General features: G+C 59.7%; 22 protein-coding genes. 7 read left to right on the top strand and 15 right to left on the bottom strand.

Annotated features, from left to right (window positions below; all coding sequences use genetic code 11):
* Positions 1 to 51: 51 nt before the first annotated feature.
* The 4 genes from groL to UIA24_RS13225 all read right to left on the bottom strand — a co-directional run bounded on the left by groL (position 52) and on the right by UIA24_RS13225 (position 3,574).
* Positions 52 to 1,701, bottom strand: coding sequence for a chaperonin GroEL (gene groL, locus UIA24_RS13240; protein WP_065758937.1), 1,650 nt, complete (start codon positions 1,699 to 1,701; stop codon positions 52 to 54).
* A 49-nt stretch (positions 1,702 to 1,750) separates the two neighbouring features.
* Positions 1,751 to 2,044, bottom strand: a complete 294-nt coding sequence (locus tag UIA24_RS13235) for a co-chaperone GroES (protein ID WP_065758936.1) — start codon at positions 2,042 to 2,044, stop codon at positions 1,751 to 1,753.
* Between the two features lie 263 nt (positions 2,045 to 2,307).
* On the bottom strand, positions 2,308 to 2,778 hold the full coding sequence (locus tag UIA24_RS13230; protein ID WP_065758935.1) for an FxsA family protein: 471 nt from the start codon (positions 2,776 to 2,778) through the stop codon (positions 2,308 to 2,310).
* A 64-nt stretch (positions 2,779 to 2,842) separates the two neighbouring features.
* Positions 2,843 to 3,574: a HugZ family pyridoxamine 5'-phosphate oxidase gene (locus UIA24_RS13225; protein ID WP_330523030.1), complete on the bottom strand. Its 732-nt coding sequence runs from the start codon at positions 3,572 to 3,574 to the stop codon at positions 2,843 to 2,845.
* Positions 3,575 to 3,650: 76 nt separating this feature from the next.
* On the opposite strand from UIA24_RS13225, the gene UIA24_RS13220 reads away from it, so the two are divergent.
* From UIA24_RS13220 to UIA24_RS13210, 3 genes are all read left to right on the top strand, one after another.
* Entirely contained in the window at positions 3,651 to 4,409 is a 759-nt protein-coding gene (locus tag UIA24_RS13220; RefSeq protein WP_099775708.1) for an SDR family oxidoreductase, read from the top strand.
* Between the two features lie 114 nt (positions 4,410 to 4,523).
* Positions 4,524 to 4,877 carry an MGMT family protein gene (locus UIA24_RS13215; protein ID WP_330523028.1) on the top strand — a complete coding sequence of 118 codons (354 nt, stop codon included), beginning with the start codon at positions 4,524 to 4,526 and terminating at the stop codon, positions 4,875 to 4,877.
* 43 nt (positions 4,878 to 4,920) lie between these two features.
* A complete protein-coding gene (locus tag UIA24_RS13210; protein ID WP_330523027.1) occupies positions 4,921 to 6,477 on the top strand; it encodes an AmpG family muropeptide MFS transporter in 1,557 nt (518 codons plus the stop codon).
* Here the strand turns inward: UIA24_RS13210 and UIA24_RS13205 are convergent.
* The 3 genes from UIA24_RS13205 to UIA24_RS13195 all read right to left on the bottom strand — a co-directional run bounded on the left by UIA24_RS13205 (position 6,474) and on the right by UIA24_RS13195 (position 9,283).
* Positions 6,474 to 7,712 carry an MFS transporter gene (locus UIA24_RS13205; RefSeq protein WP_330523045.1) on the bottom strand — a complete coding sequence of 413 codons (1,239 nt, stop codon included), beginning with the start codon at positions 7,710 to 7,712 and terminating at the stop codon, positions 6,474 to 6,476. The genes UIA24_RS13210 and UIA24_RS13205 overlap by 4 nt on opposite strands.
* Positions 7,713 to 7,844: 132 nt before the next feature.
* Positions 7,845 to 8,684 (bottom strand): mechanosensitive ion channel family protein, encoded by an 840-nt coding sequence (locus tag UIA24_RS13200; RefSeq protein ID WP_099775710.1) that lies wholly within the window; start codon positions 8,682 to 8,684, stop codon positions 7,845 to 7,847.
* Positions 8,685 to 8,797: 113 nt separating this feature from the next.
* Entirely contained in the window at positions 8,798 to 9,283 is a 486-nt protein-coding gene (locus UIA24_RS13195; protein WP_065758929.1) for a YajQ family cyclic di-GMP-binding protein, read from the bottom strand.
* A gap of 114 nt (positions 9,284 to 9,397) precedes the next feature.
* On the opposite strand from UIA24_RS13195, the gene UIA24_RS13190 reads away from it, so the two are divergent.
* The 3 genes from UIA24_RS13190 to UIA24_RS13180 are packed head-to-tail and all read left to right on the top strand — an operon-like array spanning position 9,398 to position 12,957.
* The gene (locus UIA24_RS13190; protein ID WP_330523026.1) at positions 9,398 to 10,315 is read left to right on the top strand and encodes a putative 2-dehydropantoate 2-reductase; all 918 of its coding nucleotides are present in this window, start codon (positions 9,398 to 9,400) and stop codon (positions 10,313 to 10,315) included.
* Positions 10,316 to 10,366: 51 nt separating this feature from the next.
* Positions 10,367 to 12,391, top strand: coding sequence for an ATP-binding protein (locus UIA24_RS13185; RefSeq protein ID WP_330523025.1), 2,025 nt, complete (start codon positions 10,367 to 10,369; stop codon positions 12,389 to 12,391).
* 2 nt (positions 12,392 to 12,393) lie between these two features.
* Complete coding sequence (locus UIA24_RS13180; RefSeq protein WP_099775712.1) at positions 12,394 to 12,957, top strand: cob(I)yrinic acid a,c-diamide adenosyltransferase; 564 nt, start codon at positions 12,394 to 12,396, stop codon at positions 12,955 to 12,957.
* A gap of 38 nt (positions 12,958 to 12,995) precedes the next feature.
* Here the strand turns inward: UIA24_RS13180 and UIA24_RS13175 are convergent, their stop codons facing one another.
* From UIA24_RS13175 to secA, 4 genes are all read right to left on the bottom strand, one after another.
* Positions 12,996 to 13,940 (bottom strand): Nudix family hydrolase, encoded by a 945-nt coding sequence (locus tag UIA24_RS13175; RefSeq protein ID WP_099775713.1) that lies wholly within the window; start codon positions 13,938 to 13,940, stop codon positions 12,996 to 12,998.
* On the bottom strand, positions 13,937 to 14,569 hold the full coding sequence (locus UIA24_RS13170; protein WP_330523024.1) for a glutathione S-transferase family protein: 633 nt from the start codon (positions 14,567 to 14,569) through the stop codon (positions 13,937 to 13,939). Before UIA24_RS13170 ends, UIA24_RS13175 begins: the two co-directional genes overlap by 4 nt.
* Positions 14,570 to 14,657: 88 nt before the next feature.
* Positions 14,658 to 15,875: a bifunctional glutamate N-acetyltransferase/amino-acid acetyltransferase ArgJ gene (gene argJ, locus UIA24_RS13165; protein ID WP_099775715.1), complete on the bottom strand. Its 1,218-nt coding sequence runs from the start codon at positions 15,873 to 15,875 to the stop codon at positions 14,658 to 14,660.
* 127 nt (positions 15,876 to 16,002) lie between these two features.
* Entirely contained in the window at positions 16,003 to 18,738 is a 2,736-nt protein-coding gene (secA, locus tag UIA24_RS13160; protein WP_099775716.1) for a preprotein translocase subunit SecA, read from the bottom strand.
* 287 nt (positions 18,739 to 19,025) lie between these two features.
* Between secA and UIA24_RS13155 the strand changes: the two genes are divergently transcribed.
* A complete protein-coding gene (locus UIA24_RS13155) occupies positions 19,026 to 19,493 on the top strand; it encodes a DUF721 domain-containing protein (protein ID WP_099775717.1) in 468 nt (155 codons plus the stop codon).
* Between the two features lie 64 nt (positions 19,494 to 19,557).
* On the opposite strand, the gene lpxC is transcribed toward UIA24_RS13155, so the two are convergent.
* The 4 genes from lpxC to UIA24_RS13135 form a co-directional block, all read right to left on the bottom strand.
* Positions 19,558 to 20,469 carry a UDP-3-O-acyl-N-acetylglucosamine deacetylase gene (gene lpxC, locus UIA24_RS13150; protein WP_065758921.1) on the bottom strand — a complete coding sequence of 304 codons (912 nt, stop codon included), beginning with the start codon at positions 20,467 to 20,469 and terminating at the stop codon, positions 19,558 to 19,560.
* A gap of 112 nt (positions 20,470 to 20,581) precedes the next feature.
* Complete coding sequence (gene ftsZ, locus UIA24_RS13145; RefSeq protein WP_065758920.1) at positions 20,582 to 21,772, bottom strand: cell division protein FtsZ; 1,191 nt, start codon at positions 21,770 to 21,772, stop codon at positions 20,582 to 20,584.
* Between the two features lie 57 nt (positions 21,773 to 21,829).
* Positions 21,830 to 23,083: a cell division protein FtsA gene (gene ftsA / locus UIA24_RS13140; protein ID WP_065758919.1), complete on the bottom strand. Its 1,254-nt coding sequence runs from the start codon at positions 23,081 to 23,083 to the stop codon at positions 21,830 to 21,832.
* A 14-nt stretch (positions 23,084 to 23,097) separates the two neighbouring features.
* On the bottom strand, positions 23,098 to 23,964 hold the full coding sequence (locus tag UIA24_RS13135) for a cell division protein FtsQ/DivIB (protein WP_065758918.1): 867 nt from the start codon (positions 23,962 to 23,964) through the stop codon (positions 23,098 to 23,100).
* Positions 23,965 to 23,968: the final 4 nt, after the last annotated feature.

Raw genomic sequence — 23,968 nt, 5'->3', positions numbered from 1 at the left:
AACCCCTGGCCTTTCGGCCAGGGGTTTTATTTTGAAGCGGGTAAGGCTGGCTTACATCATGCCGCCCATACCGCCCATGCCACCCATGCCGCCCATATCAGGCATGCCACCGGCTGGCTTGTCTTCTGGAGCGTCAGCAACCATCGCTTCGGTAGTGATCATCAGACCACCGATGGACGCTGCAGCTTGCAGAGCCGAACGGGTAACCTTGGCTGGGTCCAGGATGCCCATCTCGATCATGTCGCCGTACTCACCGGTAGCAGCGTTGTAACCGAAGTTGCCCGAACCTTGCTTGACCTTGTCAACCACAACGCTTGGCTCGTCGCCGGCGTTAGCAGTGATCTGGCGCAGCGGCGCTTCAACAGCGCGACGCAGCAGAGCAATACCCACGTCCTGATCAGCGTTGTCGCCTTTCAGTTCGGAAATGGCTTGCAGAGCGCGGACCAGTGCTACACCACCGCCAGGCACCACGCCTTCTTCAACGGCTGCACGGGTAGCGTGCAGGGCGTCTTCAACGCGGGCTTTCTTCTCTTTCATTTCAACTTCGGTGCCAGCACCGACCTTGATCACGGCAACACCGCCAGCCAGTTTGGCCAGACGCTCTTGCAGTTTTTCACGATCGTAGTCCGAGGAAGTCTCTTCGATCTGGGCACGGATCTGCTTGACGCGTGCTTCGATGTCGGCTTCGGAACCTGCACCGTCGATGATGGTGGTGTTTTCTTTCGACAGGGTGACACGCTTGGCGTTACCCAGGTGCTCCAGGGTAGCGGACTCCAGGCTCAGGCCGATTTCTTCGGAGATCACGGTACCGCCGGTCAGGACAGCGATGTCCTGCAGCATGGCCTTGCGACGGTCGCCAAAACCAGGTGCCTTGACTGCAGCAACCTTGACGATACCGCGCATGTTGTTGACGACCAGGGTCGCCAGCGCTTCGCCTTCAACGTCTTCAGCCACGATCAGCAGCGGACGGCCGGACTTGGCAACGGCTTCCAGAACTGGCAGCAGTTCGCGGATGTTGGAGATCTTTTTGTCAACCAGCAGCAGCAGCGGGCCTTCCAGCTCGGCAACCATGGTGTCTGGCTTGTTGACGAAGTAAGGGGACAGGTAGCCACGGTCGAACTGCATGCCTTCAACAACCGACAGTTCGTTTTCCAGGCCCGAGCCTTCTTCGACAGTGATGACGCCTTCTTTACCGACTTTTTCCATGGCTTCGGCAATGATGTCACCGATGGAGTTGTCGGAGTTGGCCGAGATAGTACCAACCTGAGCAATGGCCTTGGAGTCGGCGCATGGCTTGGACAGACCTTTCAGCTCTTTGACGATGGCGATGGTCGCCTTGTCGATACCGCGCTTCAGGTCCATCGGGTTCATGCCGGCAGCGACGGCTTTCAGGCCTTCGTTGACGATGGCTTGAGCCAGAACGGTAGCGGTGGTGGTGCCGTCACCGGCATCATCGTTAGCCTTGGAAGCGACGTCCTTGAGCAGCTGAGCGCCCATGTTTTCGAACGCGTCTTTCAGCTCGATTTCTTTGGCGACAGAAACGCCGTCCTTGGTGATGGTCGGTGCGCCGAAGCTCTTGGCCAGAACTACGTTACGGCCTTTCGGGCCCAGGGTCGCTTTTACCGCGTCAGCCAGAACGTTGACACCAACCAGCATTTTCTTACGGGCGGAATCGCCGAATTTTACGTCTTTAGCAGCCATGATCGTTTAATCCTTGAATACTTTGAAGTAACGGGAAACCAGCGGTTGATTAACCTTCGATGACCGCGAGAATTTCGTTCTCGCTCATCACCAGCAGGTCTTCGCCGTCGACTTTCACAGTGTTGCTACCGGAGTAAGGGCCGAAAACAACCTTGTCACCCACTTTCACGGCCAGCGCACGTACTTCACCGTTATCCAGGATGCGGCCGGTACCTACAGCGACAATTTCGCCACGGTTAGGTTTTTCAGCAGCCGAACCTGGCAGAACGATACCGCCAGCGGTTTTCGATTCTTCTTCGCTGCGACGGATGACGACGCGGTCATGCAGAGGACGAAGCTTCATTGTCGATCTCTCCTAATTGTGGTTTTCATCGGCCGGTTTAAACCGGCTGGTTGAGGCTATCGGCGTGGCCCAAGTTGGCCCGACCGTTGGTGGCTCGCCAAGCGAACCACGCATGTCTTGTCTGGTGTTTGTAACCAGAAACCTTTCGGTGACCCATACATGAGGTCGCTCAAGGCGATTACAAGGCTGTACATGAAAATTTTTTTGTCGAGCGGGCGAATGAAAAACGGCCCCGTATGGGGCCGTCAGGTTATCGCCAGGGTTCAAGAGTCGCGATGCTCGTACTCGCCTTCGATCACATTCGGCTGCCGCGGCGTACCGCCCTGAGCACCAGGACGGCCTGCAAACGGGTCATCGGAAAACGCCCGCTGACGCATGGCCTGCGCCTCGGCACGCTCACGCAAACGTCGACCGATCAGGCGTCGGGTGAACGGCAGCAGGCAGATCAGGCCCAGCACGTCAGTAATGAAACCAGGCACCAGGAGCAGACCGCCACCGACGGCCAGCAACAACCCCTGGAACATCTCCTCAGCAGGCAGTTCGCCACGCTGCAGGCTTTCACGGGCGCGCAGCGCGGTAGCCAGACCAGCCACCCGCATGACCAGCACACCCAGTGCAGAAGAGGCAATGATCAGCAGCAACGCCGGAAAAAAACCAATGGCTGTGCTGACCTTGAAAAACACATAGAGCTCGAGCACCGGAAAAAGCAGAAACAGCAGTAGAAAAGCACGCATCAAGGGTTCCTCGACGGAAGACGACCTTCCAATACCCGGTTAATGGTTGCAGTCCATTGCAATTTCAAGCCTCAACCGGCTCGTTACTCGGCCAATCGTCGGTGTGGGCCAGAAAAACCAAGGCTTCGCGTACTTGTGTCGGCGTGTTGCAAGGCTCACCAAACGCCAGCCAGTAGAGGCCATGGCCAATTCGCAAGTGCATGCCTTCGCTGTCGATACCGGCCATCTGCGCAGGCACGGTCTGCGGCAAGCCGCTCAAGGCCACATAGTGAGCAATCGCCTTGGCATGATCGCTATTCATGTGCTCGACCATACTGGCCTCAACCTTCCCGGCAAACGGGTTGGCAAGGGCCACGTGGTCCAGCCAGTGAATCGCGCCAAAGCCGCCGATATAGCGATATCGCACGGGTTTGAGCACCCAGAAATCGAAATCATGCGCGCGGTGGTAATTACGCGACTCCGGAAAATAACGGTAATAACGTTCGGCTGCCGCTTCAATGGCGTCGGCGTCCTCAAGCTGCCGGGCCTCGGCTAGCAGCGTCAGACGGCCCACCGCCTGGACGTCTTCAGCGCCCCGCTCGCCGACCAGCAACGAACATTTCGGATCACGCTGCAGGTTATGAGTGTGCTGAGCGATACGGCTGATGAGGATCAGCGGATGGCCTTCGGCATCCAGGCAATAGGGCACCACCGAACCAAACGGAAAGCCCGGCATCGACTTGGAGTGGGTCGACAGGACGCCACGGTATTCCTTGAGCAGCAGTTCTCGTGCATGCTTCGTCGCTTTAGCGCTCACGTTGTGACCCCCAGACTAGAATTCGTCATAAATAAAATGTGTTCGCCCGCCCCAAATCTGCCCGTGGAGCATCCTTATGCAGTTGACTGACAAAGTAATCATTATCACCGGCGGCTGCCAGGGTTTGGGCCGTTCAATGGCCGAGTACCTGGCAGGTAAAGGGGCACGCCTGGCGCTCGTCGACCTCAACGAAGAAAAACTCCAGCACACCGTCGCGGCGTGCAAGGCGCTGGGTGTCGAAGCACGCCACTACCTGTGCAATGTCGCTGACGAAGACCAGGTCGTCCAGATGGTTGAGCAGGTGGCGGCGGATTTCGGTGCCATTCACGGCCTGATCAACAACGCGGGCATCCTGCGTGACGGCCTGCTGGTGAAGGTCAAGGATGGCCAACTGAGCAAAATGAGCCTGGCCCAATGGCAGTCCGTGATCGACGTCAACCTCACGGGGGTGTTCCTCTGCACCCGTGAAGTGGCAGCAAAAATGATCGAACTGAAAAACCAGGGCGCAATCATCAACATTTCCTCGATTTCCCGCGCGGGGAACCTGGGCCAGACCAACTACTCGGCCGCCAAGGCAGGCGTCGCGGCCGCCACGGTTACCTGGGCAAAAGAGCTGGCCCGCTATGGTATCCGCGTGGCCGGCATTGCCCCCGGGTTCATCGAAACCGAGATGACCGCAAGCATGAAGCCCGAGGCGCTGGAGAAAATGACGGCTGGCATTCCACTCAAGCGCATGGGCACGCCAGCGGAAATTGCCCATTCGGCCGCCTACATTCTTGAAAACGATTACTTCAGCGGGCGCATTCTGGAACTGGACGGTGGTTTGCGCCTGTAAAAGCGTTATCCAGATACGCCCCGGGCGAGGACGGAGCCAAACCATGCCAATGTGTTCAATTGCTGTTTCCCGGCTCACTGCGACCCGACAGGCTGTCGCGCAGAGTGCACAACAGTGAACGCCGTGCCCGGTGATCCAAGGCAAACGCCTGAAGCCAGACGAACGGCACTCTATGTGGTACTGAACCAGGTACCTGCAGGCAAAGTCGTCAGCTATGGTCAATTGGCCGAAATGGCCGGGCTGGGGCGTGCTGCGCGCTGGGTCGGGCGTACCCTCGGGCAACTGCCCGATTCGACACAGCTTCCCTGGCACCGCGTGATTGCTGCCGGTGGCCGCCTGAGCCTTGCGCAGGGCACACCTTCAGGTGATGAACAACGTGCCAGGCTGCGTGCAGAAGGGGTCACCATCCAGAATAATCGTGTGGATATGTCGTGCCATGGCTGGCGTCCAATGGAGCACAGCGGTTAGAGTGCGCGCTTTGTTTTCGTAAACTTGAGGCAGATGTTGGCCCATGCCCCGTAAAACCTGGCGCGATGCGCTCGCTGCCTATGCCAGCCCGTCAACGCTGGTGCTGTTGCTGCTCGGCTTTGCCGCCGGCCTGCCGTACATGTTGGTGTTCTCAACCCTGTCCGTGTGGCTGCGCGAGGCCGGTGTGGCCCGCGAGACGATTGGCTATGCCAGCCTGATAGGCCTGGCTTACGCCTTTAAATGGGTGTGGTCGCCACTGCTCGACCAGTGGCGCCTGCCACTGCTGGGCAAGCTCGGTCGACGCCGCTCCTGGCTCGTGTTATCGCAGGTGCTGGTCGTGGTGGGCCTCATCGGGATGGGGTTCTGCGACCCCCAAAAACACTTGTCCTGGCTGATTGCACTGGCCGTACTTGTCGCGTTTTCCTCGGCAACACAGGATATTGCCGTTGATGCCTATCGCCTGGAGATCGCCGACGATCAGCGCCAGGCAGCCCTGGCAGCCAGCTATATGGCCGGCTACCGCGTCGCGGCCCTGCTGGCTACCGCGGGCGCCCTGTTTTTCGCTGAAGGTTTCGGCTCCACCGGTTTCAACTACCTCCACAAAGCCTGGACCGGTACCTATGTGCTGTTCGGTGTGATGATGGTGCCGGCACTGGTTACCAGCCTGTTGATGCGCGAACCGCCTGTACCACTGCGCACTCAGTTGTCGGCGGCGCGCTATGGCTTTGCCCACCAACTGGTATCCGTGTTCGTGCTGATCGTACTGCTCGTGTCGGTACCGGCAACGTTTACCCAGTTGTACTACACCGACTTTGCCAGTGTGCTGTTCGAGGGCGTGAGCCTGCTTGACCTGCTGCTGGAAGACCGCGCGTTCCTTCGCGCGATTCTGTACATCACGCTCACAGCGTTGTGCCTGTCCTCAATGGGCCGGCGTGGCCTGGCCCCGGTGCTGACCCCGGTCAACGACTTCATTACGCGCTACCGCTGGCAGGCCTTGCTATTGCTTGGGCTGATCGCAACCTACCGGATGTCCGATACAGTGATGGGCGTCATGGCCAACGTGTTCTACATCGATCAAGGCTTCACCAAGGATCAGATCGCCAGCATCAGCAAGATCTTCGGGTTGATCATGACCTTGGTGGGCGCCGGCCTAGGCGGACTGCTGATCGTCCGTTTCGGCATCCTGCCGATCCTGTTCATCGGTGGCGCAGCCTCGGCCAGCACCAACATCCTGTTCCTGATGCTGGCAGACATGGGCCCCAACCTGAACATGCTGATCGTCACCATCTCGCTGGATAACTTCAGCTCTGGCATGGCGACTTCGGCGTTTGTCGCCTACCTGTCGAGCCTGACCAACCTCAAGTTCTCGGCCACCCAGTATGCCCTGCTCAGTTCCATCATGCTGTTGCTGCCAAGGCTGATCGGTGGATACTCAGGCGTCATGGTGGAAAAGTTCGGCTACCACGACTTCTTCCTGATTACGGCACTGCTGGGTGTACCCACGCTTATCCTGATTGCCCTGCACTGGCATCAAGAAGCCCGCCGTGGAAAGCCTGAACCTCAGGATCAGCCACAGAACTCGGTGGGCGAACGCCCTTAATCCGAGACAACCGGCTCGCCAGCGCTCAGCACCGTACGCAACGGCCAGAGCGCCAGCAGGCCGGCGACACCCGCGACCCAAGCGAACGTCAGCAAGCCCTCACCCGCACCCAGTATTGCCAGCAAGGAGCCTCCCAGGCCGAGCAAAGCAATGGTGATCATGCCCAGCATCGCCGACACCAGGCCTTTGCTTTGCTCGCTGGCAAACAGCGTGATGCGGTACAACACGGCATTACAGACCCCAAGGCCAAGCGCGTACACCGACAGGCCTGCAACCACACCGATCACCGACGGGTACAACCAGGCGACAACCATCATTGCCAGCAAACCACCCACCAGCGGCCACAGCCCACGGCGCACGAGGGCCAGCAGTGTATAGCGCTCGGCAATCCGGTTAATGATCAGGTTTCCGGCAATCAGGCCGCCGAACACTGGCAGTTGCCACAGCGCGTAGTCCAGCGTACTCAAGCCCTGGCCGTGAATGAGCAGTACCGGCGAAAGCCCGATCCAGGCGATCAACGGCAACCCGATCAAACCAAGCGCCATGCTGCCCGCGACGAAGTAACGGTTGAGCAACAACTGTCGATAGCCGGCCAACAAAGGCAGCAGATGAATCGGCTGAAACGCCAGCCTGCTGCCGTCACGCCGCTCAACACCGAGTGTTTCAGGCATGAAGCGATACAGCGCCAACCAGGCAAGCATGCCACCGGCGCCGATCAGTACAAAAATCCAACGCCAGGACATCCACTCCAGCAACAGCGTGCCGAGCAAAGGCCCCAGCAAGGGGGATAGCAAGGCGATATTCGCGAGCAGGGCCATCATCCGCACCGCATCCGCTTCACTGAAGGCTTCGTTCAGGGCGGGATAACTCACCGTCACCACAAAGCCCAGACCAATGCCCTGCAACAATCGCAGCAGGTTGAACAGCTCAATCCCCTCCACCCAATGGGTGAGCAGGCACATCAGGCTGAAAAACACGCAGCCACCGAGCAGCAGCGGGCGCCGACCATAACGGTCCGCCAACGGCCCGATCAACCATTGCAGCAGAACGCCGCCAAGCAGATAGAGGTTCAGGGCATGGGGGATGAAATCTGCACTCGCCTGCAGGTCATTCACCACCGTCGGCATGGCAGGCATTACCACATCACTGGCGATATAGGTCAGCAGCTCGAAGAGCGCCAAGGTCAGTGCGAAGCAGAATGCACGCAACGGGGTGATTTGCAGCAGCGGGGTCAACATGGGAACGCCAGGCCAAACGACATTTGGCCAGCCTGTATGCCAGAAAAGTCACGCTCGCGATAGGACATTCCAGATGCCAACCCTGCCGGCAACGCTATCGGCAAGGTTGGCGCCTGCGGAGGCAACGTTTTAGGCAGTCGCTTCCTGGACCACGCGAATCACGCGCTGCGGAAAGGGAATGTCGATCCCCTCGGCACGCAGGCGATCACGGGCATGCTCGTTGAGCATGAACAACACATCCCAGTAGTCACCGGTATTGACCCAGGCACGCAGGGAAATGGTGATCGAACTGTCACCCAGGGTCGACACGACGGCTTGTGGCGCCGGATCCTTGTGAACCCGTGGATCATTGGCCAGCTCGAGCAACACGCGGCGCGCAGCCTGCAAGTCGGCATCGTAGTCGACACCAACATCAAACACGACCTTACGGGTCGGCTGACGGTTGTGGTTGGTGATAATGCCGTTGGACAGGCTGCCGTTGGGCATGATCACGGTCTTGTTGTCACCCGTACGCAGCACCGTGTGGAAGATCTGGATGCTATCCACCGTTCCGCTGACCCCTTGCGCTTCGATCACATCACCAATGCGAAAAGGACGGAACAGCAAAATCAGCACGCCACCGGCAAAGTTCGCCAGGCTGCCCTGTAATGCCAAGCCGATGGCAAGGCCTGCGGCACCAATGGCGGCAACGAAGGACGTGGTTTCTACGCCGATCATCGAAGCGACGCTGACCATCAACAACACTTTGAGGGCGATGTTGGCCAGGCTACTGATGAACCCCTGCAGTGCAAGGTCGGCATTACGCAAAGCCAGCAACTTGCCCAGACGGAATGTCACCTTGTTGATCAGCCACCAACCGATGGACAACGTCAGCAGCGCCAACAGAAAACGGCTGCCGTACTCCATGATCAATGGAATCCAGCTTTGTGAGGTCTTGACCAGTTGATCGACTTCAGCGTTCAAATCCATAGTGCTCTCCTGATGCCAAATGGCAAAAAGCGTAAATATCCCACCGCAATCGTATCAACGGCCTAGAGAAGCTCGGACGCCAAAACGGCGCCGAGGTTCCTGACGCAGGGTGCTCAGTCGCGGAAATTATTGAACTGCAATGGCATGCCGAATTCCTTGGCACGCAAGGCGGCGATGGCCTCTTGCAAGTCGTCGCGCTTCTTGCCGGTTACCCGTACCTGCTCGCCCTGGATGGCGGCCTGAACCTTGAGCTTGGCCTCCTTGATGTGGGCAACGATCTTCTTCGCCAGCTCTTTGTCGATACCTTCCTTGAGGACGGCTTCCTGTTTCATGACCTTACCGGACGGGTAAGCATCCTTGATCTCCAGGCATTGGGCGTCGATCTTGCGTTTGATCAGCGACAACCTGAGGATTTCAATCATCTGCTCAAGCTGGAATTCGGCTTCGGCTGTCAGGTTGACAGTCAGCTCCTTTTCCTTGAACTCGAAGCTGCCTTTGCCTTTCAGGTCGTAGCGCCGGTCCAGTTCCTTGATCGCGTTGTCTACCGCGTTGGTGACTTCGTGTTTGTCCAGTTCCGATACCACGTCGAACGACGGCATATCCTTTTCTCCAAAAATAAAAGACACGCTACCTGCCCTGATGAAAGAGCACGATGGAGCGCGCCGGGTTTGACGGTTAAAATGCTCGCTCATTATAACGGTTGCGAAACGCGGATGAGCAGCACCTGGCATATTCTCGGCGCCGGCAGTCTGGGCAGCCTTTGGGCCTGTCGTCTGGCTCGCGCAGGCAAAGCAGTACGCCTGATCTTGCGGGACGATGAACGTGTGGCTGCCTATGAGGCCGCGGGCGGCCTGACGCTGATCGAACAGGATCAGGCGTACACCCATGCGATTCCCGCACAGACAGCGACGGGCGCAGGGCCTATCCACCGTCTGCTGGTGGCCTGCAAAGCCTACGACGCACACCAGGCGGTTGCCCCCCTGCTGCCCCGCTTGGCCCCCAATGCCGAGCTGATCCTGCTGCAGAACGGCTTGGGCAGCCAGGACGAGGTTGCCGCCTTGGTTCCCCACGCACGTTGTATCTTCGCCTCCAGCACGGAAGGCGCCTTTCGTCAGGCTGACTGGCAGGTGGTGTTTGCCGGCCACGGCTTCAACTGGCTGGGCGATCCCGCCAGGCCCAGCACGCCCGACTGGCTCGATGAACTGGAAGACGCCGGGATACCACACCAGTGGACACCCGACATCCTTACCCGCCTCTGGCGCAAACTGGCCTTGAACTGCGCCATCAACCCACTGACGGTGTTGCATGAGTGCCGCAATGGCGGCCTGAGCGAACACCACTGCGAAGTGGCGACCCTGTGCTTGGAGCTCGCCGAGCTGTTGCGCCGCTGTGGTCAACCACAAGCCGCCGAGGGCCTTGCCGAGGAGGTGGAGCGAGTGATTCAGGCTACCGCCGCCAACTACTCATCGATGTACCAGGACGTCCGTCAGGAACGCCGCACAGAGATCCACTACCTGCTCGGCCATGCCTGCCGCATTGCCGCCCGTCATGGCTGCGAATTGCCGCATCTGGAACGGCTCCACCGGCGCCTGGTCGAGTACCTGAATGCGCATGGATTGCCCAGCGACTGACTCGGGCGGTACTCTGGCCGCCTAAACCCCCACCAGGATCACGCCTCAACCATGCCATTGCGCGAACGCCTGGAAAACCTGCCCGTTGGGCAAAAGCTACTAGCTGCCCTGCTGGTGCTGCTGATTACCGTAATGTTGGTCGCCAACCTGACCTTCATCAGTGCTGCCTATTGGATCTCTCAAGAGAGCATGGCGCCCCAGGCGTTGCAGACCATCGGTCGACTGGTATCCAACCCTCAACTGGCGCAACAGGCTAGCGACTCACCGGAAGCCGCCGACCGGCTGCTCAGGGAGCTGGATAGCTATTCGCCACTGCGCGCTGCCGCCCTGTATGGCAGCGATGGCAAACGTCTCGCGCAATTGCAGCACGGCGAATTACTCGACCTGCCCAAACGCTATCGCAACATCGAAACCTGGCGGCTCACCGAATTTCGCAACACCCAACTGATCCCGCTGCCACGCCCTGGTTCACCGCCCAGCCACTTGCTGCTGGTGGCCACTAGCGAACTGCCGATGGCCTTCTACACCGGCACGCTGACCGCCAGCCTGGGGATTCTGGTGTTCAGTGTGCTGCTATGGATGATCATCGCCCGGCAGATCAAGCGCCTGATTACCGAGCCCATCGACCGGCTTGAACAGCTCACGCGCCAGGTGACCCGTGAAGAGAACTATGCCCTGCGCGCCCAGCCGGGTAACCGCGACGAAATCGGCAGCCTCGCAGAAGCCTTCAACACGATGCTTTCGCGCATCGAAGCACGCGAACAACAGCTCAAGCGCGCTCGCGACGAATTCCAGGATGCCTTCGACCAGGCTCAGGGCCTGGCCGAGGAAACACGCCATACCAACCGCAAGCTTGAACTGGAAGTCCAGGTACGCAGCAAGATCGAGAAAAAGCTCACCGGGTTTCAGAACTACCTCAACAGCATTATCGACTCGATGCCCTCGGCCCTGATCGCACTCGACGAGCAGCTCTACGTCACCCAGTGGAACCAGGAAGCCACCGCCCTCTCCGGCACACCGCTGGACGAGGCGCTGAACCAGCCGATTTTCCTCGCCTTCGAGCCATTACGCCCCTTCCTGCCGCAACTCAAGGAAAGCGTCGAGAAGCACCGGGTAGCGAAAATTGAACGCGTCACCTGGACCAAGGACGACGAGCCTCGCCACTATGCCCTGACCTTTTACCCACTCATGGGCGGTGGCGGACGTGGCGTGGTGATCCGTATCGACGACATCACCCAGCGCCTGTCGCTTGAGGAAATGATGGTGCAATCGGAAAAAATGCTCTCGGTCGGCGGCCTGGCAGCGGGCATGGCGCATGAAATCAACAACCCACTCGGGGCGATTCTGCACAACGTCCAGAACATCCGGCGGCGGCTGTCGCCTGACTTGCCGAAGAACATCGAGCAAGCCAACGAAGCGGGCATCGACCTGAGCGTCGTCAACCATTACCTACAACTGCGCGAAGTGCCGCAACTGCTCGACGGCATCCAGCAGGCCGGCACCCGAGCGGCCAAGATCGTCACCCATATGCTCAGCTTCAGCCGCCGCAGCAATCGCCAACTGGTGCCTTGCGACCTGCCAGCCTTGATCGACCAGGCGGTAGAAATCGCCAGCAACGACTTCGACCTGACCATCGGTTTCGACTTCAAAGGCCAAGCCATTGTCCGCCAGTTCGACCCTGAGCTGGGGCCGGTACCCTGCACGGCGAACGAGCTTGAACAGGTGCTGCTGAACCTGCTTAAAAACGCGGCTCAGGCCATTCACCAGCGTCAGGATGATCGCGAGCCCGGTCGCATCATCCTGCGCACGCGACTGAATCCACCATGGGCCGAGATCCAGGTCGAAGACAACGGTGTCGGCATGACGGAAGCCGTACGCAAGCGGACCTTCGAGCCGTTCTTCACCACCAAGGAAATTGGCCAGGGCACCGGGCTGGGGCTGTCCGTCTCCTACTTCATCATCACCAATAACCACAAAGGCCAGATGGAGGTGCAGTCAGCACCCGGTCAAGGCACCTGCTTCACCTTGCGCCTGCCCCTGGCAACCCCCACACCGAACCAAAAGATGGAGTCTTGAACATGGGTTTTCGTTTGTCGAAGATCTACACCCGCACGGGCGACAAGGGTGAAACGGGCTTGGGCGATGGCCGCCGAGTACCGAAGGATCACCCACGCATTGAAGCCATTGGCGAAGTGGATACGCTCAACAGCCAGCTTGGCGTGCTGCTGGCAGGCCTTGCGACGGACCCTGCCCTGACAGAACTGATCGAAGTGCTTTCACCTTGTCAGCATCGACTGTTCGATCTGGGAGGCGAGCTGGCGATGCCCAGTTATCAAGCCTTGAATGACGCGCAAGTGGAATCACTGGAGCAGGTGATCGATCGCTGGAACGATGAACTGGGACCGCTGGAGAATTTCATTTTGCCCGGAGGCTCAGCCTTGGTCGCCCAGGCCCATGTCTGCCGCAGCCTGGCCCGCAGTGCCGAACGACGCTGCCAAGCGCTGAACGCCATTGAGCCATTGACTGGGGTTGGTTTGGCCTACATCAATCGGTTGTCCGACCTGCTGTTTGTAGCAGCACGACTGATTGGGCGGCGCCAGGGCGTGGCCGAGGTGCTGTGGCAGCCTGCAGCCAAACCCTGAGGCGCCAGTCAGCGCCCATCAAGCACGATTCGCAGTGGTTACATCTCGGGCCAGAAGGCCCGAATCCCGGCAACACCCTGCGCACCGCTCTGCCAGGCCCGCTCACGCTCTGCATCGCCAACGCCACCGAGCAGGAACACCGGACGATTGAAGCCCTCGATCAACTGCGAGGCCTGCTCCCAGCCTAATGGCGCGGTATCCGGATGGCTCTGCGTCGCCTGCACCGGCGAGAGGGTGACAAAATCAACCCCCATCTGCTCAGCCAACGCCAACTCTTCGGCGTTATGGCAGGACGCTGCCAGCCAACGGTTCTGCGGGAACGGACGCCCCTTGCTGGCGTACTTGCGCAATTGTGTCGCAGTCAGGTGCCAACCGGCCGCCGGGAAGTCGCCCAACCACTCCAACGGCCCCTTGAGCATCAACTGTGCCTTGCCAGCACAGAGGCCGACAGCATCCACGGCGAGGTCGCGGTACTGCGGGTCATACATGTTCGGCGCACGCAATTGCAGCAGCTTCACGCCGCCAGCAATCGCCTTCTGCATACCGCGCAGCAACTGGGACGTTTCCAGGCCGTCCGGGGTAATCAGGTACTCACCGGGCAAACGCGCAGCCGCCACAATCGGCCGGTTGGCTTCAGGGAAGTCGTACTGCGCCAATTCACGTGGTGCCACCCAGGCCAACGGCTGGCCCTCGGCACCGTGGGGCTCACCGGTAAACGCGGACACCTCCCACACATCCAGCAGCACCTGTTTGTCCGGGTAGTCGTGCTTGACCTTGATCAATGGCCGCGCCGCACTGACGGCAATACCCAGCTCTTCCTGAAGCTCACGGGCCAACGCAGCCTGTACGGCTTCGCCCTCCTCGACCTTGCCGCCCGGAAACTCCCAAAGGCCGCCCTGATGCTGACTGTCGGCACGCCGAGCAATCAGCACCCGGCCATCGGTACCGCGAATCACGGCGGCAGCTACATGAATACGTTTCACCGTCCACACTCCGCCAATCCCGCTTTCTGCCAGGCCTGGAAAGCGGGCCACTGGTAAATCGCTTCGATGTAGTTGAGCGCTTCAACCGGCAGTTCAACCCGGTAAGTGCGCAGGCGAACCGCCACTGGCGCAAAAAACGCGTCGGCCAGGCTAGGCGTGCCAAACAGGAACGGGCCGCTGGCGGTTGCGGCAGCACGGCACTCGGCCCACAAGGCAACGATACGGTCGATATCCGCCTGGACGTCCGCCGGGGTCGCGTCCAACGCCTGGTCACGGCTCAGGTCGAATGGCATGGTGCCACGCAGGGCAAAGAAACCGCTGTGCATCTGCGCACAGGCAGAGCGGGCCTGAGCACGGGCAGCAACGTCGGTCGGCCACAGATGGGCGTCCGGATGACGCTCGGCCAGGTACTCGGCAATCGCCAGGGAATCGGCGATGGTGCCATGCTCGGACTTGAGCAACGGCACCTTGCCGGTCGGCGAATGCTCGAGCAGGCGGGCGCGGGTATCAGGTTGATTGAGTTTGACGAGTTGCTCGGTGTAGGACGCTCCGGTCAGTTCCAGCGCCAGGGCGGCGCGCAGTGACCAGGAGGAGTAAAGCTTGTCGCCGATGATCAGGTGGTAGCTCATGGTTCGGCTCCAGAAGGTTTGGAGAATGTACCGCCGCTGTCGCCGACCAGGCTGGCTCGCGCTGGAGCCGGCCTGGTCAACGAGTCGATCAGCTCCGGTATTCGGCGTTGATCTTCACATACTCATGGGACAGGTCAGTGGTCCAGATGACCTCGCTGCACTGGCCACGGCCCAACTCGATGCGAATGGTGATTTCTTCCTGCGCCATGACAGCGGCGCCCTGCTCTTCGGTATAGCTGGCACTGCGACCGCCTTTGCTGGCGATGCAGACGCTACCCAGGTAGACGTCGATCAGGCTCACATCCAGGTTCGGCACACCCGCACGGCCTACTGCCGCCAGAATACGGCCCCAGTTCGGGTCGGAGGCGAACAGCGCGGTCTTGATCAGCGGCGAGTGGGCCACTGCGTAAGCAACGTCCAGGCATTCCTGATGATTGCCACCGCCGTTGACTTCAACGGTCACGAACTTGGTCGCACCTTCACCATCGCGAACGATAGCCTGTGCCACCTCCATGCATACCTCGAACACTGCCTGCTTCAACGCCGCGAACAGCGGGCCGCTGGCTTCGGTGACTTCAGGTACTGCGGCCTTGCCGGTCGCAATGAGCATGCAGCAATCGTTGGTCGAGGTATCGCCATCGATAGTAATGCGGTTGAACGACTTGTTCGCGCCGTCCAGCAGCAGGTCCTTGAGCACGTGCGGTGCAACCTTGGCATCGGTGGCGATGTAGCCCAGCATGGTCGCCATGTTCGGGCGAATCATGCCCGCGCCCTTGCTGATGCCGGTCACGGTGACCGTGACGCCATCGTGCTGGAACTGACGGCTCGCGCCCTTGGGCAGGGTGTCGGTGGTCATGATGCCGGTCGCAGCGTTTGCCCAGTTGTTTTCCGACAGATCGTCCAGCGCGGCTTGCAGAGCGCCTTCAATCTTTTCGACCGGCAGCGGCTCGCCGATGACGCCGGTGGAGAACGGCAACACCGCACTGGCATCAACGCCAGCCAACTCGGCCAGCTTGGCGCAAGCGCGCTCAGCAGCCGCCAGGCCCTGTGCACCGGTACCAGCGTTGGCATTGCCAGTGTTCGTCAGCAGGTAACGTACGGTGCCCTGTACACGCTGCTTGGCGAGGATTACAGGTGCCGCACAGAAGGCGTTCAGGGTGAACACACCTGCCACGCTGGAGCCTTCGGCACAGCGCATGACCACGACATCCTTGCGCCCTGGGCGCTTGATGCCCGCCGAGGCGATGCCGAGTTCAAAACCTGGGACCGGGTGCAACGTTGGCAAAGGACCAAGACCAACAGCCATGAAAGCGCTCCTAAAAAAAATACGCCGAGCTCGTTGCCGCGGCGCTTGAGATGGAACAACGCCGCGAAGGCAGGAAGCCTGTCGCGGCGCGGTGTTCAAATGTCAGCGTGTTACCTGGGCGGGATCGTCAGTTGATCTGGCCGTGGCAATGCTTGAACTTCTTGCCCGAACCACACCAGCACAGTTCGTTACGCCCCAGCTTCTGTTCGTTGCGCACCGGCGCAGCGGCAACAGCAACTTCAGCGCCTTCTTCCTGCTCGTCATTCTGCTCCAGACCGGGTGCAGCATCATGCTGGAATTGCATGCGCTGGGCCAATTCCTCGGCTTCGCGGCGCAGACGCGCCTCTTCTTCGATCGGGTCTTCGCGGCGAACCTGAACGTGCGAGAGCACGCGGATGGTATCGCGCTTGATCGAGTCCAGCAGCTCCTGGAACAGGTTGAACGACTCGCGCTTGTACTCCTGCTTCGGGTTCTTCTGTGCATAACCACGCAGGTGGATGCCATGACGCAAGTGGTCCATGGTCGACAGGTGGTCTTTCCACAGATCATCCAGAACGCGCAGCAGAATCTGCTTCTCGAAGGTGCGCAGGGCATCGGCGCTGGCCTGCTCTTCCTTCTCGTTATACGCCGCCAGCAGCTCGTTCAGCAGGCGCTCGCGCAGGGTTTCTTCGTACAGGTGATCGTCTTCGTCGAGCCACTTCTGGATCGGCAGCTTGACCCCGAAATCGCTGGCCAGAGCTGCTTCCAGACCAGCCACGTCCCACTGCTCGGGCAGCGACTGCGGCGGAATGTGCTGGCTGACGGTGGCATCCAGTACTTCCTGACGGAAGTCAGCGATGGTGTCACCAATGTTGTCAGCAGCCAGCAGGCTGTTGCGCATGTGGTAGATCACCTTACGCTGCTCGTTGGCCACGTCGTCGAATTCGAGCAATTGCTTACGAATATCGAAGTTGCGCCCTTCAACCTTGCGTTGTGCTTTTTCGATGGCGTTGGTCACCATACGGTGCTCGATCGCCTCACCGGACTGCATACCCAGCGCTTTCATGAAGTTCTTCACCCGGTCAGAGGCGAAGATGCGCATCAGGCTGTCTTCCAGCGACAGGTAGAAACGGCTGGAACCCGGGTCACCCTGACGACCGGAACGGCCGCGCAACTGGTTGTCGATACGACGCGACTCGTGGCGCTCGGACGCAATCACGTGCAGACCACCAGACTCGATCACCTGCTGGTGACGCTTCTGCCAGTCGGCCTTGATCTGTGCGACCTGCTCAGGGCTCGGGTTCTCCATGGCCGCCACTTCAACTTCCCAGTTACCGCCCAGGAGAATGTCGGTACCACGACCCGCCATGTTGGTAGCGATGGTCAGCGCGCCCGGACGACCGGCCTGCGCAATGATCTCGGCTTCCTTCTCGTGGTACTTGGCGTTGAGGACCTTGTGGTCGATGCCTTCCTTCTTGAGCAGGTTGGACATGTGCTCAGAGGTTTCAATCGTCGCGGTACCTACCAGTACAGGACGGCCCTGGGCCAGGCTTTCCTTGATGTCCGCGATGATGGCAGCGTACTTCTCTTCTGCCGTCAGGTAGACCAGGTCGTTGAAATCCTTACGGGCCAGCGGCTTGTTCGGCGGAATGACCATAACGTTCAGGTTATAGATCTGCGCGAACTCGAACGCCTCGGTATCAGCAGTACCGGTCATGCCGGACAGCTTGGTGTACAGACGGAAGTAGTTCTGGAAGGTGGTCGACGCCAGGGTCTGGCTCTCGGCCTGAATATTCAGGTTTTCCTTCGCTTCGATCGCCTGGTGCAGGCCTTCGGACAGGCGTCGGCCCGGCATGGTACGACCGGTGTGCTCGTCAATCAGCAGGACCTGGCCGTCCTGGACGATGTACTCGACGTTGCGATGGAACAGCTTGTGCGCGCGCAGGCCAGCATAAACGTGGGTCAGCAGGCCCAGGTTGTGGGCCGAGTAAAGGCTTTCGCCCTCGGCCAGCAGGCCGACCTGGGAGAGCATCTCTTCGATGTACTGGTGACCGGCTTCGTTGAGCTCGACCTGACGGCTCTTCTCGTCGATGCTGAAGTGACCGGCCTGGGTGACCTGGCCTTCGACTTCCTCGATGTGCTGCTTGAGGCGCGGGATCAGCTTGTTGATCTCGATGTACAGCTTGGAGCTGTCTTCCGCCTGACCGGAGATGATCAGTGGGGTACGCGCTTCGTCGATCAGGATGGAGTCGACTTCGTCGATCACGGCGAAATTCAGCTCACGCTGGAATTTCTCTTCCATGCTGAACGCCATGTTGTCGCGCAGGTAGTCGAAACCGAATTCGTTGTTGGTGCCGTAGGTGATATCGGCAGCATAGGCCGCACGCTTCTCTTCCGGCGGCTGAAACGGTGTAACCACACCGACGGTCAGGCCGAGGAACTCATACAGCGGGCGCATCCAGTTGGCATCGCGACGGGCCAGGTAGTCGTTGACCGTGACCACGTGCACGCCCTTGCCAGACAATGCGTTGAGGTAGACGCCCAGGGTTGCGACCAAGGTCTTGCCTTCACCGGTACGCATTTCTGCGATCATGCCTTCGTGCAAGGTCATGCCACCGATCAACTGCACGTCGAAGTGACGCATCCCCATGACCCGCTTACCGGCCTCGCGAGCAACCGCGAAGGCTTCAGGCAGCAGATTGTCCAGGGTCTCGCCTTTGGCCAGGCGCTCTTTGAACTCGGCGGTCTTGCCGCGTAGTTGCTCATCCGAAAGGGCCACCATCTGCTCTTCGAAGGCATTGACGATCTGTACCGTCTTGAGCATGCGTTTGACTTCACGCTCATTCTTGCTTCCAAAAAGTTTCTTTAACAAAGGCGCAAACATATCGGCAGGATCTTCCACACGTAGGGATGGAGGGCGGCCCCGTGAGTCGCCCGTGCAGCCCTTATGGCCGCATGCGAACGAGCATTCTACCCGGAAACGATGGAGAGGAAAGTGGCGTTGTTTTCCACAGTGCTGGCACAGCGCTTTGACGGGGCTTTCCTAAAATAAGGGCTTTTTCGTCAGTTTCAACCCATAACTGCGACAAGACTGCATTTACAGCACCTCTGACGCGGTCAGCGCAGGGCGATCTGGTAAGCTATGGGCTCTGTAACCTCAGGTAACCAACCATGGCTTTTCGCCCCCTGACTGCACGCGCGCCAGCCATTTTGCTGCGCGAGGCGCGGCCTCTGAAGGCTCTGCTCAACCAGGCACAACGCCTGGCACACTTGCAGCGCCTGGTGGAAAGCCAGTTGCAACCCGCAGCACGCGAGCATTGCCACGTCGCCTCCTGGCGCGAAGGGACACTGCTGCTGATCGTCACTGACGGTCATTGGGCGACCCGCCTGCGGTATCAACAAAAACGCTTGCAACGCCAGCTACAGAGCCTGGAAGCGTTCTACAACCTGAACCGAATCCTGTTCAAGGTGCAGCCCCCCACCACCGCACCCAAAGCCCACGGGCACCCGCTCGATATCTCCAACCGGGCCGCCGAAAACATTCAGGCGACAGCCGAGGGCATCAGTGATCCAAAACTGCGCGCTGCGCTGGAGCGCCTGGCCAGTCACGCCAAGGACAAAAATCCCGCGCACGACTGAACGACACGCATAAAAAAGGCCACCCGAAGGTGGCCCCAAAAACTAAAGAAGAGAGTGTTCGTACTTACACTGCCGCAACCGGACGCATGTAAGAGATCGGCGCCGTACTGGCATCTTCGAAAGTCACCACTTCCCAAGCATCTTTTTCCTCAATCAGCTTGCGCAGCAGCTGGTTGTTCAGCGCGTGCCCGGACTTAAAGCCACGGAACTCGCCAATCAGGCTGTTGCCCAGCAGGTAGAGATCACCGATGGCGTCGAGGATCTTGTGTTTGACGAACTCGTCTTCGTAGCGAAGACCGTCTTCGTTCAACACGCCTTCCTTGTCGACGACGATGGCGTTTTCCACGCTGCCGCCGAGTGCGAGGTTATGCTTGCGCAGGTACTCGATGTCGCTCATGAACCCGAAGGTACGGGCGCGGCTGACTTCCTTCACGAACGAGGTGCTGGAAAAGTCCACGCTGGCGCTTTGGGTACGGTTGCGGAACACCGGGTGATCGAAATCGATCTCGAAACTCACCTTGAACCCGTCGAATGGCAGGAAAGTAGCGCGCTTGTCGCCGTCTTCCACTGTCACTTCGCGCAGGATGCGGATGAACTTCTTGGCTGCGTCCTGTTCTTCCAGGCCGGCAGATTGAATCAGGAATACAAAGGGCCCAGCGCTACCGTCCATGATCGGCACTTCGGACGCGGAGAGCTCGACGTAGGCGTTATCGATGCCCAGGCCAGCCATGGCCGAGAGCAGATGCTCTACCGTATCTACCTTGGTATCGCCGTTGACCAGCGTCGTCGACATAGTGGTCTCGCCAACATTTTCCGCGCGGGCAGGAATCTGCACCACGGGGTCGAGGTCGGCGCGGCAAAATACGATGCCGGTATCCACAGGGGCGGGTTTGAGGGTCAGGTAAACCTTTTCCCCGGAGTGCAGGCCGACACCTGTGGCACGGATAATATTCTTCAGGGTGCGTTGTCTAATCATGGCATTGGCCGCTTCAGCGCAAATTGCGAACTGGTATCAACAAAGGCTGGGGATAATAGCAGACCCGGCCTTTGCTGAACACCAATCACCCTTATACCCCTGATAAATTTCATTAATCAGCCTGACGACGCAGGAATGCCGGGATGTCCAGGTAATCCAGATCGTCTTGTGGGTTGAGTTTAGCAGCCGCTGCAGCACCGGCATGAGCCTGGTTGCGCATTACAGTCGGGCGCTCCAGATCACGGTAGTTCACCGATGGTTGCTCGGCGCGTACTGGCGCAGGTGCAGGGGTCTGCACGGATGCGGTCTGCATGGTGTTGTCGATAACCTTGACCGGCTTCTCGATTTTCGCACCCAGGCCGGTAGCCACTACGGTAACGTGCAGCTCGTCACGCATGTCCGGATCGATAACGGTACCGACCTTGACCATGGCGTGATCGGACGCGAACGCCTCGATGATGCTACCCACATCGGAGTATTCACCCAGCGACAGGTCAGGACCTGCGGTGATGTTCACCAGGATGCCACGGGCGCCCTGCAGGTTGACGTCTTCGAGCAGCGGGTTGCGGATGGCCGCTTCCGTGGCTTCGCGAGCACGGTTCGGGCCGCTGGCGCAGCCAGTACCCATCATCGCCATACCCATTTCGCTCATCACGGTGCGCACGTCGGCGAAGTCGACGTTGATCATGCCTGGGCGCTTGATGATGTCGGAGATACCGCGAACAGCCCCCGCCAGTACGTCATCGGCCTTGGCGAACGCCGACAGCAGGCTGGCGTCTTTACCCAGGATGGTCAGCAGTTTCTCGTTGGGGATGGTGATCAACGAGTCGACGCTGTCAGCCAGCGCGCGAATGCCTTCGTCGGCAATCTGCATGCGCTTGCGACCTTCGAACGGGAACGGCCGGGTGACCACGGCAACGGTGAGGATGCCCAGTTCCTTGGCCACTTCGGCGATGATCGGCGCCGCACCGGTACCGGTACCACCACCCATGCCCGTGGTAATGAACACCATGTTGGTGCCCTGCAGTACTTCAGCGATGCGCTCACGGTCTTCCAGTGCCGCCTGACGACCGACTTCAGGATTGGCACCAGCACCCAGGCCCTTGGTCACACCAGTACCCAGTTGCAGGATGGTGCGCGCGCCGATGTTTTTCAGCGCCTGAGCATCGGTGTTGGCGCAGATGAACTCGACGCCTTCGATGTTGCTCTTGACCATATGATTGACGGCGTTGCCACCGCCGCCACCGACGCCGATCACTTTAATGACCGGACTTTGCGGGACGTTGTCTACGAGCTCGAACATTTTCCCTCTCCTTACAGTTCTCTAGTTTTTTGCGCCTACTACTACTGCTTTGAAACTTTAAAAGTTGCCCTGCACCCAACGCTTCAAGCGTTCCAGCACGGGTGCCTTCGGTTCATCGCCATAGCTGTTGCTGTTAATACCGGTCAGGGTCACGCCGTCGGACTGCTTTTGCAGCCCGTAGGTCAGCAGGCCCACACCGGTGGAATAAATCGGGTTGCGGACCACATCACTGAGGCCGCGAACGCTGTGCGGTACACCCAGGCGTACCGGCATGTGGAAAATCTCTTCCGCCAGCTCTACAGCGCCTTCCATCTTCGAGGTACCGCCGGTCAGGACGATGCCCGCGGGCACCAGGTCTTCGTAACCGCTACGACGCAGCTCGGCCTGGATCAGGGTGAACAGTTCGTCGTAACGTGGCTCGACCACTTCAGCCAGCGCCTGACGGGACAGTTCACGCGGAGGACGATCACCCACGCTCGGCACCTTGATGGTTTCCCCAGCACCGGCGAGCTTGGCCAGGGCGCAGGCATAGCGAATCTTGATTTCTTCGGCGTACTGGGTCGGGGTACGCAGGGCCATCGCGATGTCGTTGGTCACCTGGTCGCCCGCAATCGGGATCACTGCGGTATGACGGATAGCGCCTTCAGTGAAGATGGCGATATCGGTAGTGCCACCACCGATGTCCACCAGGCACACGCCCAGCTCTTTCTCGTCATCGGTCAGTACCGAATAGGCCGAGGCCAGTTGTTCGAGAATGATGTCGTCGATTTCCAGGCCGCAGCGACGTACACACTTCTCGATGTTCTGGGCGGCATTGACCGCGCAGGTCACCACGTGAACCTTGGCTTCCAGACGCACGCCAGACATACCCAGTGGCTCGCGCACACCTTCCTGGTTATCGATCACGTAGTCTTGCGGCAGGGTGTGCAGGACGCGCTGATCGGCAGGGATGGCCACGGCCTGGGCAGCGTCCAGGACGCGCTCAAGGTCGGCGGCGCTGACTTCACGGTCGCGAATGGCAACGATACCGTGGGAGTTCAGGCTACGGATGTGATTGCCGGCAACGCCAACGAATGCCGAGTGAATGCGGCAACCGGCCATCAGTTGGGCCTCTTCAACCGCGCGCTGAATCGACTGTACGGTCGACTCGATGTTCACGACTACGCCCTTTTTGAGGCCGCGCGATGGATGCGTACCGATCCCGACGATCTCCAGGGTACCGTCAGCCGCGACCTCGCCCACCAGCGCCACCACCTTGGAGGTGCCAATGTCCAGCCCGACGATCATTTTGCCGCTATGCGCATTTGCCATGGTCCTGCCTCTCTCTAATTCTTCGCAACGGCGGGTTGGGCCGTCGTCGGTGCATTCGGTTCCCGCCAGCCGACGGCCAGGCCGTTGGCATATCGCAGATCAATGCGGGCGATGTTGGTGATCTGCTCTTTGAGTGTCTTGTCGTAAATGGCAATGAAACGGCGCATTTTTTCCACCAAGTGGTCGCGCCCCAGCAGCAGCTCGATACCCGGACCGGCACTGCCAGCGCCCGTGGTCAGGAACCAGCTGCCACGTTCACGCAATTCCAGGCGAGCGATCGAGAAACCCATGGGCCGCAACATCTGGTTCAAAATCTGATACTGCTGCATCACTTGTAACTGCGCCCGCTGCGGCCCGATCAGCTGCGGCAGGTGCTCATAGTTGGCCAGCTCGCGCGGGGCAAAGGCCTGGCCCTTGTTGTTGAGCAGGGCATCATCCCCCCAACGCGCAATCGGCAACTGCTCTTCCAGGTGGATCACGACCTCATCCGGCCAGACGCGACGGACTTCGGCGCGAGCGATCCAGGGCATTTGCTCCAGCTCGGCGCGCATGCTCGCCAGGTCTACGGTAAAGAAGCTCGCCGCGACATAAGGCGCGATTCGCTGCTGCACCGCCTGCTGGCTGATGTAACTCAGGTCACCCTGTACGGCGATCTTGGTAATCGGCCGATCGGCGTACGGCATCAGGCGTTGCGCGCCCTCGTAGGCACCGAAACCGGCGACCACCAGCAATACCGGCCACAGCAGACGCTTGAAAACACTGAACCTTGCCTTGGGCAGGCGCGCCGACAGTGGCTCCTTGGCCACCATCCGGCTGGCACCACGCGGCACCGGCTTGCGGCCGGTGGCGGGTTGCTGATGACGTAACATCGCGCCTTGCATGGGC

This window comes from Pseudomonas sp. AL 58, from assembly GCF_036348395.1.
GTDB classification, from domain to species: domain Bacteria; phylum Pseudomonadota; class Gammaproteobacteria; order Pseudomonadales; family Pseudomonadaceae; genus Aquipseudomonas; species Aquipseudomonas defluvii.
Note: the sequence above shows the minus strand (reverse complement) of the source record. Positions and strands in the feature narration are given on the sequence as shown.